Annotated in this window: 14 protein-coding genes; 6 read left to right on the plus strand and 8 right to left on the minus strand. The window is 59.2% G+C overall.

The genetic code is table 11. The features are described 5' to 3' along the window. Window positions 1-4: 4 nt before the first annotated feature. The 5 genes from ACM6IR_RS11855 (at window position 5) to ACM6IR_RS11875 (ending at window position 7,734) form a co-directional block, all read left to right on the plus strand. Window positions 5-301, plus strand: coding sequence for a pyrroloquinoline quinone biosynthesis protein PqqE (locus ACM6IR_RS11855; RefSeq protein ID WP_414907871.1), 297 nt, complete (start codon window positions 5-7; stop codon window positions 299-301). 278 nt (window positions 302-579) lie between these two features. Then, window positions 580-2,385, plus strand: coding sequence for a phenylacyl-CoA dehydrogenase (locus tag ACM6IR_RS11860; RefSeq protein ID WP_414907872.1), 1,806 nt, complete (start codon window positions 580-582; stop codon window positions 2,383-2,385). A 205-nt stretch (window positions 2,386-2,590) separates the two neighbouring features. Next, window positions 2,591-3,880 (plus strand): GGDEF domain-containing protein, encoded by a 1,290-nt coding sequence (locus ACM6IR_RS11865; RefSeq protein WP_414907873.1) that lies wholly within the window; start codon window positions 2,591-2,593, stop codon window positions 3,878-3,880. Between the two features lie 90 nt (window positions 3,881-3,970). After that, window positions 3,971-5,767 carry an acyl-CoA dehydrogenase C-terminal domain-containing protein gene (locus ACM6IR_RS11870; RefSeq protein WP_414907874.1) on the plus strand — a complete coding sequence of 599 codons (1,797 nt, stop codon included), beginning with the start codon at window positions 3,971-3,973 and terminating at the stop codon, window positions 5,765-5,767. A gap of 188 nt (window positions 5,768-5,955) precedes the next feature. After that, entirely contained in the window at window positions 5,956-7,734 is a 1,779-nt protein-coding gene (locus ACM6IR_RS11875) for an acyl-CoA dehydrogenase C-terminal domain-containing protein (RefSeq protein WP_414907875.1), read from the plus strand. A 250-nt stretch (window positions 7,735-7,984) separates the two neighbouring features. Here ACM6IR_RS11875 and ACM6IR_RS11880 read toward each other — a convergent pair whose 3' ends face one another. Then, on the minus strand, window positions 7,985-8,881 hold the full coding sequence (locus ACM6IR_RS11880; protein ID WP_414907876.1) for a LysR family transcriptional regulator: 897 nt from the start codon (window positions 8,879-8,881) through the stop codon (window positions 7,985-7,987). 169 nt (window positions 8,882-9,050) lie between these two features. Between ACM6IR_RS11880 and ACM6IR_RS11885 the strand changes: the two genes are divergently transcribed. Further along, on the plus strand, window positions 9,051-10,292 hold the full coding sequence (locus ACM6IR_RS11885; RefSeq protein ID WP_414907877.1) for an aspartate aminotransferase family protein: 1,242 nt from the start codon (window positions 9,051-9,053) through the stop codon (window positions 10,290-10,292). A 156-nt stretch (window positions 10,293-10,448) separates the two neighbouring features. Here the strand turns inward: ACM6IR_RS11885 and ACM6IR_RS11890 are convergent, their stop codons facing one another. The 7 genes from ACM6IR_RS11890 to pqqF form a co-directional block, all read right to left on the minus strand. After that, window positions 10,449-12,275 (minus strand): S9 family peptidase, encoded by a 1,827-nt coding sequence (locus ACM6IR_RS11890; protein ID WP_414907878.1) that lies wholly within the window; start codon window positions 12,273-12,275, stop codon window positions 10,449-10,451. Further along, a complete protein-coding gene (gene pqqE, locus ACM6IR_RS11895; RefSeq protein WP_414907916.1) occupies window positions 12,241-13,383 on the minus strand; it encodes a pyrroloquinoline quinone biosynthesis protein PqqE in 1,143 nt (380 codons plus the stop codon). The genes ACM6IR_RS11890 and pqqE overlap by 35 nt, the downstream gene beginning before the upstream one ends. 4 nt (window positions 13,384-13,387) lie before the next feature. Then, window positions 13,388-13,663 (minus strand): pyrroloquinoline quinone biosynthesis peptide chaperone PqqD, encoded by a 276-nt coding sequence (gene pqqD, locus ACM6IR_RS11900; RefSeq protein ID WP_414907879.1) that lies wholly within the window; start codon window positions 13,661-13,663, stop codon window positions 13,388-13,390. Beyond that, the gene (gene pqqC, locus ACM6IR_RS11905) at window positions 13,660-14,412 is read right to left on the minus strand and encodes a pyrroloquinoline-quinone synthase PqqC (RefSeq protein ID WP_414907880.1); all 753 of its coding nucleotides are present in this window, start codon (window positions 14,410-14,412) and stop codon (window positions 13,660-13,662) included. Before pqqC ends, pqqD begins: the two co-directional genes overlap by 4 nt. A gap of 108 nt (window positions 14,413-14,520) precedes the next feature. Continuing rightward, window positions 14,521-15,432 carry a pyrroloquinoline quinone biosynthesis protein PqqB gene (pqqB, locus tag ACM6IR_RS11910; protein WP_414907881.1) on the minus strand — a complete coding sequence of 304 codons (912 nt, stop codon included), beginning with the start codon at window positions 15,430-15,432 and terminating at the stop codon, window positions 14,521-14,523. Window positions 15,433-15,517: 85 nt separating this feature from the next. After that, window positions 15,518-15,592 (minus strand): pyrroloquinoline quinone precursor peptide PqqA, encoded by a 75-nt coding sequence (gene pqqA / locus ACM6IR_RS11915; RefSeq protein WP_009045898.1) that lies wholly within the window; start codon window positions 15,590-15,592, stop codon window positions 15,518-15,520. 155 nt (window positions 15,593-15,747) lie between these two features. After that, a complete protein-coding gene (gene pqqF, locus ACM6IR_RS11920; protein WP_414907882.1) occupies window positions 15,748-18,174 on the minus strand; it encodes a pyrroloquinoline quinone biosynthesis protein PqqF in 2,427 nt (808 codons plus the stop codon). Window positions 18,175-18,195 lie beyond the last annotated feature (21 nt).

The following is an 18,195-nucleotide window of genomic DNA, read 5'->3' on the forward strand; positions in this document are numbered from 1 at the left end:
TCCCATGGAAATCTCAGGAAACAGCGCTTTTTATGCCGGTCTGAGCACTATTCAAACAGGGCAGAACCGCGTCGATCAAGCCGCTGGCCAGATCGCCAACACTACGGTTGAACGTTCGATGACCAGCCAGTCTTCCGAGGCCCAGGTGGATCGCCTGCGTTCGGTTGATCGCAGCCAGCAGTCGGACCTGGCCAGCAATGTGGTCGAGATGTCCCAGGGCAAATTTCAAGTTGAGGCCGGCGTAAAAGTCGCCAAGGCTTCCGATGAAATACTCGGCACGTTGATAGATACCTTCGCTTGAACCCACGCTGAAACCGCCCCCCCAAAAGCCGCGAATATTCGCGGCATTTTTTTGCCTGAGTCCTTCTCCCGGCTCTAATCTTTCCTGCACCGTTTGTGACTCCGTCAACAACGGTGAGTGGCTGTGGGCGCTGTATTCCCATGACGTGATGACGAACGGCAAAAGATCGGCGCTTGACAAGGTTTAGGCGTAAACGTATGTTTCAAACAACTGTTTGATCGCGCAACAGATCATCGCGATCGTTCATTCCCGGTTTACATCAGCAGAGGTTTATCGCTATGCCTGACTACAAGGCCCCCTTGCGTGATATTCGCTTCGTTCGTGACGAACTGCTCGGCTACGAAGCGCACTATCAGAGCCTTCCGGCTTGCCAGGACGCAACTCCAGACATGGTTGACGCCATTCTCGAAGAAGGCGCCAAGTTTTGTGAGCAGGTGCTGGCTCCGCTGAACCGCGTGGGTGACATCGAAGGGTGCACCTGGAGCGAGTCCGGCGTTAAAACCCCGACTGGTTTCAAAGAGGCCTACAAACAGTTTGTTGAAGGCGGCTGGCCAAGCCTGGCTCACGACGTAGCGCACGGCGGCCAAGGCCTGCCGGAGTCTCTGGGTCTGGCCGTCAGCGAAATGGTTGGCGAAGCCAACTGGTCGTGGGGCATGTACCCCGGCCTGTCCCATGGCGCGATGAACACCATCTCCGAGCACGGCACGCCTGAGCAACAAGAGGCTTACCTGACCAAACTGGTTTCCGGCGAATGGACCGGCACCATGTGCCTGACCGAACCGCACTGCGGCACCGACCTGGGCATGCTGCGCACCAAGGCCGAACCTCAGGCTGATGGCTCCTACAAAGTCTCCGGGACCAAGATCTTCATCTCGGCCGGTGAACACGACATGGCCGACAACATCGTCCACATCGTGTTGGCGCGTCTGCCGGATGCACCGGCGGGCACCAAAGGCATTTCGCTGTTCATCGTTCCGAAGTTCATGCCAAACGCTGACGGTTCGATCGGCGCTCGCAACGCGGTGACCTGTGGTTCCCTGGAACACAAGATGGGCATCCACGGCAACGCCACCTGCGTGATGAACTTCGACGCGGCCACCGGTTTCCTGATCGGCCCGGCGAACAAAGGCCTGAACTGCATGTTCACCTTTATGAATACCGCGCGCCTGGGCACTGCGCTGCAAGGTCTGGCACACGCCGAGATCGGCTTCCAGGGCGGCCTGAAATACGCTCGCGATCGTCTGCAAATGCGTTCCCTGACAGGCCCGAAAGCGCCAGAAAAGGCCGCTGACCCGATCATCGTTCACCCTGACGTACGTCGCATGTTGTTGACCATGAAAGCGTTCGCCGAAGGCAACCGCGCGATGGTTTACTTCACTGCCAAGCAGGTCGATATCGTCAAATATGGCGTGGACGAAGAAGAGAAGAAGAAGGCTGACGCACTGCTGGCGTTCATGACGCCAATCGCCAAAGCGTTCATGACCGAAGTCGGCTTCGAGTCCGCCAACCACGGCGTGCAAATCTACGGTGGCCACGGCTTCATCGCCGAGTGGGGCATGGAGCAGAACGTTCGCGACAGCCGCATTTCGATGCTGTACGAAGGCACCACTGGCATTCAGGCACTCGACTTGCTGGGCCGTAAAGTGCTGATGACTCAAGGCGAAGCGCTGAAAGGCTTCACCAAGATCGTTCATAAGTTCTGCCAGACCAACGAAGGCAACGAAGCGGTCAAAGAGTTCGTCGAGCCTCTGGCTGCGCTGAACAAAGAGTGGGGCGAGCTGACCATGAAGGTCGGTATGGCCGCCATGAAAGACCGCGAAGAAGTTGGCGCGGCCTCGGTGGACTACCTGATGTACTCCGGTTACGCCTGTCTGGCCTACTTCTGGGCTGACATGGCACGCCTGGCGGCCGAGAAACTGGCTGCCGGCACGACCGAAGAGGCGTTCTACACCGCCAAGTTGCAGACAGCGCGCTTCTACTTCCAGCGCATCCTGCCGCGTACTCGCACTCACGTTGTCACCATGCTGTCAGGCGCTAACAACCTGATGGACATGAAAGAAGAGAACTTCGCGCTGGGCTACTAAACCTTAACGTGGTTCTTCAAAAAAACCGCTGCTCCTTCGGGAGTGGCGGTTTTTTTGTGCTTGAACAACAACTAATGAGGCGCCTAAGCACCGGGTTAAAGCGCTTGATAAAAAAACCTAGTAAATCATTCAGAAAATAAGCCAATCGGCCGCTAAAGTGAGGGCACAATGCCATCTATTGCTATGACGGTCGGAGCTCTACCCCTTGCCGCGTTCTTCTGCTGTACGCTTCAGTCATTTTTTGCCCTCATTACTGTTGTTGCTCGCGGGGCTTGCGGCTGCGTACGTGAAAGATCTCAACGTTTTCTTCACCTCGCTGTTCAACGTGCTGCCCACCCTGGTGCTGCTGCTCGGCGGTGCTTACTGCGCGGTTTACCGACGTCAACGTGAACTGTTTCTGATGGTGACGGTGTACATCGCCTACTTCCTGCTGGACACCCAGACCGACTACTACCGCGACAACGGCAAGGTGCGTGACGACGCCGCCGTGGTGTTTCATTTGTGTTGCCTGTTGCTGCCGCTACTGTTCGGCATATTCGCCGCCTGGCAGGAACGTACCCATCTGTTTCAGGACATGGTGGCGCGTTTTGCCGTGTTGCTGGCGATCGGCAGCGTGGCGTTGGGGCTGGAGCAAAGTTACCCACAGGCGCTGTTGATGTGGTTGTCAGAGATCCGTTGGCCCGCCTTGCATGGCGCCTGGATGAGCCTGATTCAGTTGTCCTACCCGGTATTCATTGCCTCGTTCATATTGTTGAGCTGGCAATACTGGCGTAACCCCAGGCCTCTGCACGCTGCGCAATGGGTGGGCCTGCTCGGTTTGTTCTGGATGTTACCGAAAACCTTCATCCTGCCGTTCACGCTAAACATCATGTGCAGCCAAGTGATGCTGATGATCGCCGCCGCCGTTGCCCATGAGGCTTATCAAATGGCCTTCCGCGATGAACTCACTGGCCTGCCTGGGCGCCGCGCCTTGAACGAGCGCATGCAACGGCTGGGGCGCAATTACGTGCTGGCCATGAGCGACGTCGACCACTTCAAGAAATTCAACGACACCCACGGTCACGATGTTGGCGACCAAGTGCTGCGACTGGTTGCCAGCAAGCTGTCGAAAATCGGTGGAGGCGGTAGGGCGTATCGCTACGGCGGAGAGGAATTTGCGCTGGTGTTTGCGGGCAAAACCCTCGAAGAGTGCATGCCGCACCTGGAAGTCATCCGTGAGTCCATCGCCACCTACAACATTCAACTGCGCAATCAGGACAACCGCCCTCAGGATGATCAGCAGGGGCGCCAGCGTCGCACCGGTTCAGGCGCCTCAAGCGTGTCGGTGACCGTCAGCATCGGTGTTGCCGAGCGCGTGGAACAGCGTACCCCCGAAAAAGTGCTCAAGTCCGCGGACGAGGCGCTCTATAGCGCGAAGGGCGCCGGGCGAAACTGCGTGGTGGCCTTCGGTCAGGCCCGTCGTGGCGCGGTGCGTATGGATGCCGCCGCGGGTTGAGTGATGATGGCGCATTCAGCGTCTGGACTGTGATTGTGGGGCACGGTCGGCGGCAGTAGGTTTGAGCAATCTGCTGCCGGAGAAATGACCATGCCCGAATACAAAGCCCCCCTGCGCGACATGCGCTTTCTGATCGACCATGTCTTCGATTTTCACAGCAACTACGCCACGCTGGGCGCCACTGACGCCAGTCCGGACATGGTCAATGCGATCCTCGAAGAGGGCGCGAAGTTCTGTGAGAACGTTCTCGCGCCGTTGAATCGCAGCGGCGACGAAGAAGGCTGCCATTTCGACAATGGCGTGGTCACGACGCCGACAGGTTTCAAGCAGGCATTCGCACACTACGTTGAAGGTGGCTGGCACGGTCTGGCGGCCGATCCGGCTTACGGCGGCCAGGGTTTGCCGAGTTCACTGGGGGTGGTCATCAGCGAGATGGTCGGTTCCAGCAACATCTCTTGGGGCATGTACCCCGGACTGACCCACGGTGCGATGTCGGCGATCCATGCCCACGGCACCGAGGCGCAAAAGCAGACTTACCTGAGCAAACTCACCGCCGGCCAATGGACCGGCACCATGTGCCTGACCGAGGCCCATTGCGGCACTGACCTGGGCATTATCAAGACTCGCGCCGTACCTGCGGCCGATGGCAGTTACGCAATCAGTGGCAGCAAGATTTTCATCTCGGCCGGCGAGCACGACATGAGCGACAACATCATTCACCTGGTGCTGGCGAAATTGCCCGACGCTCAGGCCGGCACCAAGGGTATTTCGTTGTTCATCGTTCCCAAATTCCTGCCTGATGCGAAGGGTGAAGCGGGCGAGCGTAATGGCGTTTCCTGTGGCGCCATCGAACACAAAATGGGCATCAAGGCATCGGCCACCTGTGTGCTGAACTTTGACGACGCCAAGGGTTTCTTGATCGGTGAGCCGAACAAGGGCCTGAACTGCATGTTCACCATGATGAACCACGCGCGGCTAGGCACCGGCATGCAGGGGTTGTGTCTGGGGGAGGCGAGTTTTCAGGGCGCGATCAAGTACGCCAATGACCGGCTGCAGATGCGTTCACTGACCGGCCCGAAAGCGCCGGAGAAAGTCGCCGATCCGATCATCGTCCACCCTGACGTGCGCCGGATGTTGTTGACCATGAAGGCCTTCAATGAAGGCAACCGCGCACTCACCTATTTCACTGCACAACTGTTGGACGTAGCACATCTGAGTGCGGATGAATCGGCGCGTCAGGCCGCTGAAGACCTGCTGGCGTTCCTGACACCGATTTGCAAAGCCTTCATGACCGACACGGGGCTGGAAGTGACCAACCACGGCATGCAAGTGTTCGGTGGTCACGGGTTCATTCGTGAATGGGGCATGGAGCAGTTGGTTCGCGACTGCCGGATCGCCCCGATCTACGAAGGCACCAACGGGGTTCAGGCACTGGATCTGCTGGGGCGAAAGGTGCTCGGCAGCCAGGGCAAACTGCTGCGCGGCTTTACCAAAATTGTCCACAGGTTCTGCGCGGCGAATGCCGGGCACCCGCAACTCGCCAGCTATGTGGTGCAACTCAATAGCCTGAATCAGCAGTGGGGCGAATTGACCACCCAGGTCGGCATGGCAGCGATGAAAAATCCGGACGAAGTCGGCGCTGCGTCTGTGGATTACCTGATGTACAGCGGTTACATCATCCTCGGCTATCTGTGGTTGCGCATGGCGCTGGTGGCTCAGGCGCAGCTCGATTCCGGAAGCGGTGATGCTGATTACTGCCGAGGCAAACTGGCGACCTGTGAGTTTTACTTCAAGCGCCTGTTGCCGCGCACCACCGCTCATCGGGCGGCTGCCCGGGCGGGAAGCGATTGCCTGATGAAGCTTCCAGCGGAGTTGTTTGCGCTTTAGTCTTTTAAAACCAGTCACAAGGAAGCCCGCCGGATTGCGGGCTTTTTTATGACTCAATAGTCAGTGACTAAAGTTAACAAAGTGGTCATGAGTTGACCCTATGTGTCGTAAAAGTTGTTGAGGTACACTCCGGAGCAACGAAAGCACCCTTCCTACGAATCACCTGTTTAGATCTTACGAGGTTTGCCATGGCTGACTACAAAGCGCCCCTGCGCGATATGCGCTTCGTCCTCAATGAAGTTTTCGAGGTCGCCAAACTCTGGGCCGAGCTGCCTGCGCTGGCCGAGACCGTCGATGCGGAAACCGTTGAAGCCATTCTCGAGGAAGCTGGCAAGGTCACCAGCAAAAGCATCGCGCCCCTGAGCCGTGCGGCTGATGAAGAAGGTTGCCATTGGGCGGACGGTGTTGTCACCACGCCAGCAGGTTTTCCACAGGCTTATCAGACGTACTCCGAAGGCGGTTGGGTCGGTGTCGGTGGCGATCCGACCTATGGCGGCATGGGCATGCCCAAGGCTGTTTCGGCCCAGGTCGAAGAAATGGTCAACTCCGCCAGCCTGTCGTTCGGTCTGTACCCGATGTTGACCGCTGGCGCTTGCCTGTCGATCAATGCCCACGCCAGCGAGGAGCTGAAGGCAGCGTACCTGCCGAACATGTACGCCGGTGTCTGGGCCGGCTCCATGTGCCTGACCGAGCCACATGCCGGTACGGACCTGGGGATCATTCGCACCAAGGCCGAACCTCAGGCCGATGGTTCTTACAAAGTCAGCGGCACCAAGATCTTCATCACCGGTGGCGAACACGACCTGACCGAGAACATCATCCACCTGGTACTGGCCAAATTGCCGGACGCTCCGGCGGGGCCCAAAGGCATTTCGCTGTTCCTGGTGCCGAAGTTCATGGTCAATGCCGATGGCAGCCTGGGCGCACGTAACCCGGCAAGCTGCGGTTCGATCGAACACAAGATGGGCATCCAGGCGTCCGCGACCTGCGTGATGAACTTCGACGAAGCCGTGGGTTATCTGGTCGGCGAGCCGAACAAAGGTTTGGCCGCGATGTTCACCATGATGAACTACGAGCGTCTGGGTGTCGGTATTCAAGGCCTGGCCAGTGGCGAGCGCTCGTACCAGAACGCCGTTGAATACGCCCGTGATCGTCTGCAAAGCCGTTCGCCGACCGGCGCGCAGAACAAAGACAAAGTGGCTGATCCGATCATCGTCCACCCGGACGTGCGTCGCATGCTGCTGACCATGAAAGCCTCGAACGAAGGCGGCCGTGCCTTCTCGACGTACGTGGCCATGCAACTCGACACGGCCAAATTCAGTGAAGACGCCACGATCCGCAAACGCGCGGAAGATCTGGTGGCCTTGCTGACCCCGGTGGCCAAGGCGTTCCTGACCGACCTGGGCCTGGAAACCACTATTCACGGCCAACAGGTTTTCGGCGGCCACGGCTACATCCGTGAGTGGGGCCAGGAGCAACTGGTTCGCGACGTGCGCATCACCCAGATCTACGAAGGCACCAACGGCATTCAGGCGCTGGACCTGGTAGGACGCAAGATCGTCGGCACGGGCGGGGCGTTCTATAACCTGTTTGCTGACGAGATTCGTCATTTCACTGCGACCGCCAGCGCGGACCTGGCCGAGTTCACCAAGCCGCTGAACGAGTCCGTGACCACGCTCGACGAATTGACCGCGTGGTTGCTGGACCGGGCGAAAAACAATCCGAACGAAATCGGTGCGGCCTCGGTCGAGTACCTGCAAACCTTCGGTTATGTGGCTTACGCCTACATGTGGGCTTTGATGGCTAAAGCGGCCTTGGGCAAAGAAGCACAGGACGATTTTTACGCGAGCAAGTTGGGCACGGCGCGGTTCTATTTCGCACGCCTGCTGCCGCGCATTCACTCGTTGAGCGCGTCGGTGAAGGCCGGTAGCGAATCGCTGTTCCTGCTGGACGCTGCACAGTTCTGACAATGTAACGTCATGTAAGCATTCTCTTACACAACGTACTGCTGTTCTCCCATAGAAGCAGATTGGATCCACCGCTAATCTACTGCTCATGGACGTCGCGCAGGAAGCGCAAAGCAACAACACGGACACGTAGGATTCTGCCAGGACGGCGGAGTGAAATGGATGTCAGGGAAACAGTCTGCAAAGCCCCGCTTCGGCGGGGTTTTCTTTTGCCTGCAGAAAAGTGGCCCGGCTCAGCCCATCAAGGGTTTCAAGCCTCTTCCGGTCCGTTTATCACTTCTTCCAACAGCGTGCGCAATAAGGCCAGCGAGGCTTGTTGTCGCTGCACATCGCGACACACCAACCCGACTTTGAGCGGTACCCGTGGTTCCGTCAGCGGTTTCCACAGCAGTTCGTGGGTGTCGAGAGTCTTTTGCGAGCGTCCGGGCAGCACCGTGGCAAGTCGAGTGTGGGGCAGACTGTCGAGAATCCCCGCCATGTTGTTCAGCTCCGCCTGAACGTGTGGACGTCTGCCAAGATTGGCCAGTTGAGCCTGCCAGATCTGCCGCACCTGAAACTCCTCACCCAGCAGCAACATCGGCAGCTCGGCGGCCTGGCTCATAGAGACTTTCTTGAATTCGCGTAACGGATGGTCTGCCGGGATGACCAGCGTCAGTTCATCTTCGTACAGCATCACGCCGTGCAACCCCGGCTGCCGCGGCGGCAGATAGCTGATGCCGATGTCGAGCGAGCCATTGAGCAAGCGCCGTTCGATTTCCAGCCCCGACAATTCGTAGATTTGCACCACCAGATGTGGCTGCGCCTTGCGCACCCGTTCGAGCATCTGCGGCACCAGGCTGCTGTGGACGGTCTGCAATACACCGATGGCTAACGTGCGCAGCGCCTGTCCCTTGAAGTTGCCAAGGGCTTCCCGTGCCCGTTGCAGGCCGTCGAGCAATGGCAGGGCATGGTTGTACAACGTGTGGGCCGCCAGTGTTGGCAGCAGGCGTTTGCTGCTGCGCTCGAACAGACTGACATCGAGGTTCTGTTCAAGGTGACGAATCTGTTGCGACAGCGCCGGTTGAGAGATCGAAAGTCGCTCGGCAGCCCGGCCGACGTGGCCTTCTTCGTAGACCGCGACGAAATAACGCAGTTGCTTGAAATCCATAAGTATTACTTATCGAAAATGCTGAGAAATCGAAATGGCTGAACGCCTTGCCTGAGCCTAGTCTAACCGCATTCACAAGGCTTACAGGGCCACAGAGCGCTATGAATACCGTTTACGTCGGTGGTGTTTACATAGGTAAGGCAAAAAACCTCGGACGAGGTGTTTTCAATTGAATCTGTTCAGTTTGCGCCGCAATCCACCGAGCCTTGATGATCTGTTCGTGGACCACACTCAGCTGTCCAGGGGCGACAACCTTTGCAGCGAGTGTCTGATGCCCAGTGTCGAGCGGCCGAAACACATTTTTGTACGAGGCCAAGGCTCCTGGTTGTGGGACAGTGACGATCGCGCTTATCTGGATTTCTCCCAGGGTGGTGGGGCTAATAGCCTTGGACACAGCCCCTCGGTACTGGTCAACGCCATCACGGCGCAGGCGCAGTCGCTGATCAATCCCGGTTTCGGCGTGCATAACCGCGGAATGCTCAACCTCGCCGACCGTCTGTGCGCAAGCACCGGCAGTGACCAGGCGTACCTGCTCAACAGCGGCAGTGAGGCCTGTGAGGCGGCGATCAAGCTGGCGCGTAAATGGGGTCAACGACATCGTGGCGGCGCTTCGCGGATTATCGTTGCCAGCAAGGGCTGTCATGGTCGTGGTCCGGGAATGATTTCGACGCCGGACTTCCACCACGTGCCGTTCAATGACCTTCGCGCATTGCATGCGGCCGTCGACGCTCAGACCGTCGCGATCATGCTCGAACCCATCCAGAGCGAAGCGGGTGTGATCCCCGCCACCGACCATTACCTCAAGGGCGTCGAACGCCTGTGTCGTGAGCTGGGCATCCTGCTGATCTTCGACGAAGTGCAAACCGGCATGGGCCGTTGTGGCACGTTGCTCGTCGAACAGTCCTACGGCGTTCGGGCAGACATTATTGCCCTCGGCAAAGGGCTCGGCGGGGGCGTGCCATTGGCCGCGTTGCTGGCGCGAGGCAAGGCCTGCTGTTTCGACGTCGGCGAAATGATGGGCACCCATCATGGCAATGCACTGATGACGGCGGCGGGACTTGCCGTGTTCGACAGCGTCCAGGACAAGAGTTTTCTCGACCATGTGAAGGACACCGGTCAGCACCTGCGCGAAGGCCTGGAGCGTTTGTCCCATCGATACGGTCACGGCGAATTACGCGGGCAGGGGCTGCTCTGGGGACTGACACTGTCTGACGATTCGGCTGACGCCGTCGTCAACTCGGCATTATACGAAGGCTTGCTGCTCAACACCCCGCAACCCGATTGCCTGCGCTTTACGCCAGCCCTCACCGTCAGCAAAGCCAACATCGACGAAATGCTCCTGCGCCTGGCCCGTGCCTTCTCCCGCGTACGCACCGCGCAACTGCAATGCCGTAAAGGGATTGCAGTCTGATCGGACCTTACCTACACACATTCCCGAACCGTCTCGCGGTATAACGCGTCGCCCCATGCCTGATTCTTTCGACGTGGGGCGTTTTTTTGTCGGCCGAATGTGTGAGCGAGCCTGCTCGCGAATGAGGCGCCGCCATTTCTGCACTGACCGCCGACTTTAATCCGCCAACTCCATCACCCGCCGATAAAACAACCACTCCTGCTCCAGCGCATGGGCCTGATTGCCAGCCTTGCGAAAGCCATGACGTTCGTCCGCGTAGTAATGCGCTTCAACCAGCAAGCCGTTATCTTCCAGCGCCGTGACCATGTCCCGCGTCTGTTGCGGCACAACCACCGCATCCAGTTCCCCCTGAAAGAAAATCACCGGCACCTTGATATTGCTCGCATGCAATAACGGCGTTCGCGCGGCGTAGCGTTCGGCATCCTGCACCGGATCGCCAATCAGCCAATCCAGGTAATCGCCTTCAAATTTGTGGGTCGCCCGGCCGAGTGCGACGGGGTCGCTGACGCCATAAAGACTGGCGCCAGCGCGGAAGACGTTGTGGAAGGCCAGCGCGCAAAGGGTGGTGTAGCCCCCGGCGCTGCCGCCGCGAATAAACGCTTTGTCGCCGTCGATCAATCCGCGTTCGGCGAGATGGGCGACGACCGAGCAGGCGTCTTCCACATCCACCTCGCCCCAACTCAAATGCAGCGCCTGGCGATAGGCCCGGCCATAGCCGCTGCTGCCACGGTAGTTGAGATCAGCGACGGCGAAGCCGCGTTGTGCCCAGTACTGGATGCGCGGATCGAGCATCGGGTAGCACGCTGATGTCGGACCACCGTGGATAAACACCACCAGTGGCGGTTTCGCGTTGCCGTTCATCGCCGGATAGAAGAACCCGTGAGCCTCGCCTGATCCGCTTGGGTAACGCAGGGTTTGCGCAACGCTGATCTGCTCGGCAGGTAACGGTGCAACCCCGCCGGCCAGTACCTTGACCTGTCGGGTATCGCGGTCAATGGCAATGACCGCCGCCGAACTGATCGGCGATGAGGCGATGCAGTAAATGAATTGCTCATCCAGTGCGAGATGGCGGAAGCGGCTGTAAGCACCGGTGAAATCTTCACCGATGTCACCGCAAAGGCCCAGTCGGCCAAACCCGCCTTCGGTCCAGCTTGCCAGATAGCTGCTTTCGCTCAGTGGTAACCAAGTGCTGCCACCCAGCTGCCAAGGCGCCGGTCCATGGTCCGCTTCGGCACTTGGCAAAGGGCTCAAGCCTTCTGAAGATTCCACCCAGGGCTGCCAGAAACCGCCGCGATCCGTCAGACAATACAGACGGCCGCGACCATCAAATCGCGGCTGTTGCAACGATTCCTGGAGACCGTTGCCGGCGACACAACGCGGTGCAGCAAAACCGCCATTGCTCTGGCGCTCGGCAACCATAAGGCGGGTCGCTGTCCATGGCTGATCCGGGCGGCTCCATTCGATCCACGCCAAGCGTTGCGCGTCCGGACTCAACGTCGGCGCGGCATAGAAGTCGGCGCCTTCGGCCAGCAGATGACGCCTGCCATCAGCCAGATCAATCGCTACCAAACGATGCCGATCACGGTTCTCTTCAACTGCGAGTACCTGACCATTGGCGAACTGCAGATCGCCGTAGCGGCAAACGCCTGAAGTCAGCACCTCAGGCGTCTCGCCCTTGAGCGATTGTCGATACAGTTGCTGGTCCGCCTCGTTGACGAACACTGTCCCGTCATCGGTCAGGCAAAACGCTCCGCCGCCATATTCGTACACCCGACTGCGCACACTGAAGCCCGCCGGTGTCAGGCAATGCGCCTGGCCATCACGCCAATGCCAGATACGGCAGGCAGCATCCTCGGGACGGTATTCGTTCCAGAACAGGCCATGGCGGCCCACCTGCAATTCGGCAAAGTCGATACCGGCGGCGACAGCCCGGATAGCGCTGAAGGGTTCAGCTTTTAGCGATGAGTCGTGAGTTTCGTTCATTGCGAAAGGCCAATTGTTCGATGGTCTGGGTCGCGTGCTCGGCTTCTTCGCGGGCCTTGAGGATCACGCCGTGATGTTCTGATTTGCTGCACACCGGGTCGGCGTTGCTCGCGTCCCCCGTGAGCATGAACGCCTGGCACCGACAGCCGCCGAAGTCTTTTTCTTTCTCATCGCAGGAGCGGCACGGCTCGGGCATCCAGTCGTAGCCGCGAAAGCGATTGAAGCCGAACGAGTCGTACCAGATGTGCTGCATGCTGTGGTCGCACACGTTGGGAAATTGCACCGGCAGCTGTCGGGCGCCATGGCAAGGCAAGGCAGTTCCGTCCGGCGTGACTGTCAGAAAAATACTCCCCCAGCCATTCATGCAGGCTTTCGGGCGTTCTTCGTAATAGTCCGGCGTGACGAAGATCAGCTTGCACGGATGCCCTTCGGCTTCCAGTTTGGCGCGGTATTGATTGGTGATGCGTTCGGCCCGGACCAGTTGCTCCCTGGTCGGCAACAGACCGACGCGATTGAGCTGCGCCCACCCGTAAAACTGGCAGGTGGCGAGTTCGACGAAGTCCGCCTCAAGGGCGATGCACAGTTCGATAATGCGGTCGATCTTGTCGATGTTGTGCCGATGGGTCACGAAGTTCAGCACCATCGGATAGCCGTGGGCTTTCACCGCACGAGCCATTTCGAGCTTCTGGGCAAAGGCCTTTTTTGAGCCGGCCAGCAGGTTGTTCACTTGCTCGTCGCTGGCCTGAAAACTGATCTGGATATGATCCAGGCCGGCCTTTTTGAAGTCGCTGATTTTCTGCTCGGTCAAGCCGATTCCGGAGGTGATCAGGTTGGTATAGAAACCCAGCTTGCGCGCCTCGGTGATCAGTTCAGCGAGGTCTTGGCGCACCAGCGGTTCACCACCGGAGAAACCCAACTGCGCCGCGCCCATCTCCCGAGCTTCGCGGAACACCTTGATCCACTGCTCGGTGCTCAGCTCTTTGCCTTGCTCGGCAAAGTCCAGCGGATTGGAGCAGTACGGGCATTGCAGCGGGCAGCGATAGGTCAGCTCGGCCAGCAGCCACAAGGGCAGGCCGATGTCCGGTTTGGGCGGTAACGTGTCTGACACGCAATCAGGCAAGTTCGATCCAGTGCTGAGCACGGGCGACCTCCATGAATTGCTCGATGTCCTCACCGAGCTCCGGTACGTTGGGGAACTGCGCGTCCAGTTCGGCCACGATCGCGGAGACGGTGCGTTGGCCGTCGATCAAACCGCCAATCAGCGCGGCACTTTCGTTCAGTTTGATCATGCCTTCCGGGTACAGCAGCACGTGGCCTTTCTGCGCCGGTTCGTACTGGAAACGGTAGCCAGGGCGCCAGGTCGGGGTCTTGCTGCGATCGAAACTCATAAGGTGATTCCTTTGTGCCAGACCCGCTGTTCGGTCACGCTGTGATACGGCGGGCGGTTTAGTTCGTAGGCCATGCTCATGGCGTCGAGCATGCTCCAAAGAATGTCCAGTTTGAACTGGAGAATTTCCAGCATGCGCTCCTGGCCTTCCCGCGTGGTGTAGTGCTGCAAGGTGATCGCCAGACCATGTTCCACGTCGCGTCGCGCCTGACCCAGACGTGTGCGGAAATACGCATAGCCGGTCGGATCGATCCACGGGTAATGCTGCGGCCAGCTGTCCAGTCGCGATTGGTGGATTTGTGGTGCAAACAGTTCGGTCAGCGAGCTGCTGGCGGCTTCCTGCCAACGGGCCCGGCGGGCGAAGTTGACGTAGGCATCCACGGCGAAACGCACACCGGGCAGCACCAGTTCCTGCGAGCGCAGCTGATCCGGGTCGAGGCCGACGGCCTGGCCCAGACGCAGCCAGGCTTCGATACCACCGTCTTCGCCGGGGGCTCCGTCGTGGTCCAGCAGACGCTGAATCCACTCGCGACGAACCTCCCGGTCCGGACAGTTGGCGAGAATGGCGGCGTCCTTCAGGGGAATGTTCACCTGATAGTAGAAGCGGTTGGCGACCCAACCCTGGATCTGTTCGCGGGTCGCCCGGCCTTCATACATCGCCACGTGGTAGGGGTGATGGATGTGGTAGTAGGCACCCTTCGCTCGCAGGGCGGCTTCGAATTCGGCAGGGGTCATTGCGGTGTCAGTCATTTCGGTTCTCCGGGAACAACCGGTGGATTCTGTGGTGCCTGGTCGGACGTCTTCGCGGGCAAGCCTCGCTCCTACAGGAGCGAGGCTTGCCCGCGCAGGGGCCATCCGCTAAAGCACAATACTCATGCCGTCATAAGCCACTTCAACATCCCGCCGAACCAGCTCGGCGCGCTCTGGCGAATCCTCATCGAGAATCGGGTTGGTGTTATTGATATGGATAAGCACTTTGCGCGGCAGAGGCAGTTGTTCCAGCACCTCCAGCATGCCGCCGGGGCCGTTTTGCGCCAGGTGGCCCATTTCCCGGCCAGTGCGGGTGCCGACACCACGGCGTTGCATTTCGTCGTCATCCCACATCGTTCCGTCGACCAACAGGCAATCGCTGCTGGCCATGATGTCCAGCAGTGGCGCGTCGACCTTGCCCAGGCCGGGTGCATAAAACAGTTTGCCACCGGTGTTCAGGTCTTCGACGATCAGGCCGATGTTGTCGCCCGGGTGCGGGTCGAAGCGGTGCGGCGAGTAGGGCGGTGCGGCGCTGCGCAGCGGCAGCGGGGTGAAGCGCAGGTTCGGGCAGGCGGGGATGGTGAAGCTGCAGTCGAGCTCGATGCGGTTCCAGGTCAACCCGCCGTTCCAGTGGGTCAGCATGGTGAACAGCGGGAAGCCGGTGCTCAGGTCTTCATGGACCATGTCGGTGCACCAGACCTGATGCGGGCAACCTTCACGCAGGCTGAGCAGGCCGGTGGTGTGGTCGATCTGGCTGTCCATCAGGATGATCGCGCTGATGCCGGTATCGCGCAGGGCGCGGCCCGGTTGCATCGGGGTAAAGCTCTGGAGCTGAGCGCGGATATCCGGGGAGGCATTGCACAGCACCCAGTTCACGCCGTCATCGGAAATCGCGATGGACGACTGGGTCCGCGCCTTGGCCCGCAGGGTCCCGCTGCGAAAACCTGCGCAGTTCACACAGTTGCAGTTCCACTGGGGGAAACCACCGCCGGCGGCGGAACCTAGAATCTGGACAAACATGGGTGCTCCATCATTTCAACGCTGAAAATAAAAACGCCTCGGCAAACCGAGGCGCTGAACCAAGCTCTCTACCTGACGGCAGAACTTAGCGGCTTGCGAAGTACATGGTGACTTCAAAGCCGATACGCAGGTCGGTGTAAGCAGGTTTGGACCAGGACATGGGAGCGCTCCTTCGGGTGACGGGACAGGGGATATCTATACGTATAGTCCATCTCCAGTCGGAGATGTTCAGATAGTTAGGTGGCTATGTTACTCAAAAACACAGCGTGCTTGCCCGTGAAACTTTGAGAAAGCTCATTGCAGCGTTGGTAATGATCATTTTGCCACTTGCCAGGACGTGTCCGGGCAAGGTCCGCTGGCCAGGCAGCGCCAGCCGCCCTCGGCATGATTCAGCCGGCGGGCCGCGGCCACGAGTGCCGGGCGATCGATGAGTCGAATCGCCTGGGGTATTTGCGACAAATAATCCGACGAGTGGCCGGCCAGTTTGCCCTGCCAGAGCAGCTCCGCGGCCTGTGCATCAGGCAGCGCCGCGCTATCGAATTGATTGGCGAGTGCCTGGCGCTGGCCGTTGAAAGTCACGTCATCGATGCTGTCGATCATCCCTTCCAGGCCGCGCAGGAAATGTTCGATGTGTTCCAGCAAGTCTGAAGGGGCGACGCCAGGTGATTGCACACCAAACACAATCCCGGTCTGGCCATGGATCTGGCGCAGGCCGCTGAACACGGCATAGCCCAGTTGCATCTCCACTCGCAGGCGCTGGTAGAACGGCGTCTGACACAGATGAGCGAGTAAACGCCAGGCGGCTTCATCGGCCATATCCAGGCTAGCGGTCGGACAGAAGAGCAGCAATGCATGTTCGCTGGAACCCACGTCGAGTTGGGTCCAGAGGCGTTGCGAGTTGATCGAGAGGGCGGGCAACGCTTGATTGCCCGCAGTGCCGGGCATGCGGCTCAACGCAAAAGCCATCGCCGCTTGAGTCTGTGCCGACAGCCCGGTCGCCAGACCCTCCCAGCGTGCACTCGACCATAGCTGCTGCAAATCATCAGCGACTGCCGTGGGCGCCAGACAATAATCGGGCAGGGCCTTCAGCAGTTGTTTAATGGGCAACAGCGCAGTGCTTTTCGGTGCTTCTGATGAGAAACCTGCATCAGCTTTTGTCAGTTCTTTCAGTACATGTTCGAGGACTGTCGGCATCGGCTCCTGCAGCCCGGTCATTTTGAGCAGCCACTCATTGCCCGATGAACTGAAGGAAAAATCCACGCCTGCCTGATGCGCCTCTTCACGCAATGGTTGCAGGCGGTTTTCCAGGTTCGACTGCAGGCGGGGGTGAGGTTTGGATTCGAGTCGCCAACGCAGGTAAATCGCACCGTCAGCCGTGTTATCCGACAAGGCCTGACTGAACTGCATCGAGGAGTTTTCGCGACGGCTGCGCGAGCGATCCTGGGCAAACGTGCGCAGACCCCGGTGTTTGCTGGTTTGGCCGCGAATCAACCCGGCGTTGGGCGCGGGTGTTTCGGTACGTAAAAACGGATTGGGTGTCGGCAATTGCCATTCGCTGCTGAAGTTATCCACAGCGCCGATTTTCTTCAGGATGTCCTTGAGTGCGACAACGCCCGTTTCGGATAGCCCGGCTTCAATCTGCTCCATGTCTTGTTGGGCCCGTTGCAACGCAGCGCTGACTTGCCGTTGGCGCTGGAGCACGGCGGCGTATTCTTCGCGCAGGTTTTCCCAATCTTGATGTGAGGCAAAAAAACCCAGCCAATCCAGAAGCCGTTCTCGGATCACCTTCGCGGGTTGAGTCGTTGCGAATTCGATGTGCAGCAAGGCTTGCCCGGCGAACTGATACAGAGGCACGGCTTTGAGGCTGTCAGCCAATCCATCCTCGTGCAGTTTCGCCAGCAGTCCGCCAGGCTTTGCGGCGTTCAACCAATGACACAGAAACGCTAATGCTTCTGTCGACGACTCAGGCAGCGCTTCGAACGCAAACAGGAGATCAAGTTGCCGCTCGCTCGCCTGTTGATAACTGTTTTCAGAAGACGCCATCAGCCGCGTAGGCGCTTGTTGCGGGATCTCTTGCCCAATAGGAATAGCAGCGCCAAAGCGCTGAGCCATCGCCCTCAACTCATCGAGACTTTGCGGGCCGACGAGGCTCAAGGACATCTGGCCGGTCCGATAAAACCGCTGATGAAACGCGTTCAACGCTTGCTGAAATTCAGATCGCAGCACCGGCAGGCTGTCGCGGTTGCCGGCATGAAACCCGCGCAAGGGGTGAACAGGCGAAAGCCCATCGAACAACGCCAACTGCTGTTGCGCCGTCGCGTCTTGCGACCAGGCAATAAACTCAGCGTGCAGCACTTCCCGCTCCCGCTGCTGATCGTCCAGGTTCATGCGCGGATGAGCGAGCATGTCTGACAAACGCTCCAGCCCGCCGCTAAAGGCGTGAGGTGGCAGTTCGAAAAAGAAGTCGGTGGTGCGTTCGCGGGTCCGTGCGTTCACCTGCCCGCCATGACCCTGGACGTAGGCCATCAGCGCGTTGTCGGCAGGAAAGCGTTCTGTACCCAGGAACAACAGATGCTCAAGAAAATGCGCCAGGCCGGGCCACGCCGATGGCACATCGTGACTGCCAGCGTAAACCCGTAAGGCGGCAGCGCAACGCTTCAACTCGGGAGCATGACGCAGCGTCACCCGCAGGCCGTTGGCCAGGGTTTCAGTGCAGGGGCGAGGGTGATTCAGCGCAGGCATGAGCACTTCCAGTACAGAGAA

It is taken from the genome of Pseudomonas sp. IT-P253 (assembly GCF_949768125.1).
In the GTDB taxonomy this organism is placed as follows: Bacteria; Pseudomonadota; Gammaproteobacteria; order Pseudomonadales; family Pseudomonadaceae; genus Aquipseudomonas.

Coding starts and splice junctions, on each gene's coding strand:
- ACM6IR_RS11855 (WP_414907871.1), top strand. CDS start 5: ATGGAAATCTCAGGAAACAGCGCTTTTTATGCCGGTCTGAGCACTATT.
- ACM6IR_RS11860 (WP_414907872.1), top strand. CDS start 580: ATGCCTGACTACAAGGCCCCCTTGCGTGATATTCGCTTCGTTCGTGAC.
- ACM6IR_RS11870 (WP_414907874.1), top strand. CDS start 3,971: ATGCCCGAATACAAAGCCCCCCTGCGCGACATGCGCTTTCTGATCGAC.
- ACM6IR_RS11875 (WP_414907875.1), top strand. CDS start 5,956: ATGGCTGACTACAAAGCGCCCCTGCGCGATATGCGCTTCGTCCTCAAT.
- ACM6IR_RS11880 (WP_414907876.1), bottom strand. CDS start 8,881: ATGGATTTCAAGCAACTGCGTTATTTCGTCGCGGTCTACGAAGAAGGC.
- ACM6IR_RS11890 (WP_414907878.1), bottom strand. CDS start 12,275: ATGAACGAAACTCACGACTCATCGCTAAAAGCTGAACCCTTCAGCGCT.
- pqqD (WP_414907879.1), bottom strand. CDS start 13,663: ATGAGTTTCGATCGCAGCAAGACCCCGACCTGGCGCCCTGGCTACCGT.
- pqqC (WP_414907880.1), bottom strand. CDS start 14,412: ATGACTGACACCGCAATGACCCCTGCCGAATTCGAAGCCGCCCTGCGA.
- pqqB (WP_414907881.1), bottom strand. CDS start 15,432: ATGTTTGTCCAGATTCTAGGTTCCGCCGCCGGCGGTGGTTTCCCCCAG.
- pqqF (WP_414907882.1), bottom strand. CDS start 18,174: ATGCCTGCGCTGAATCACCCTCGCCCCTGCACTGAAACCCTGGCCAAC.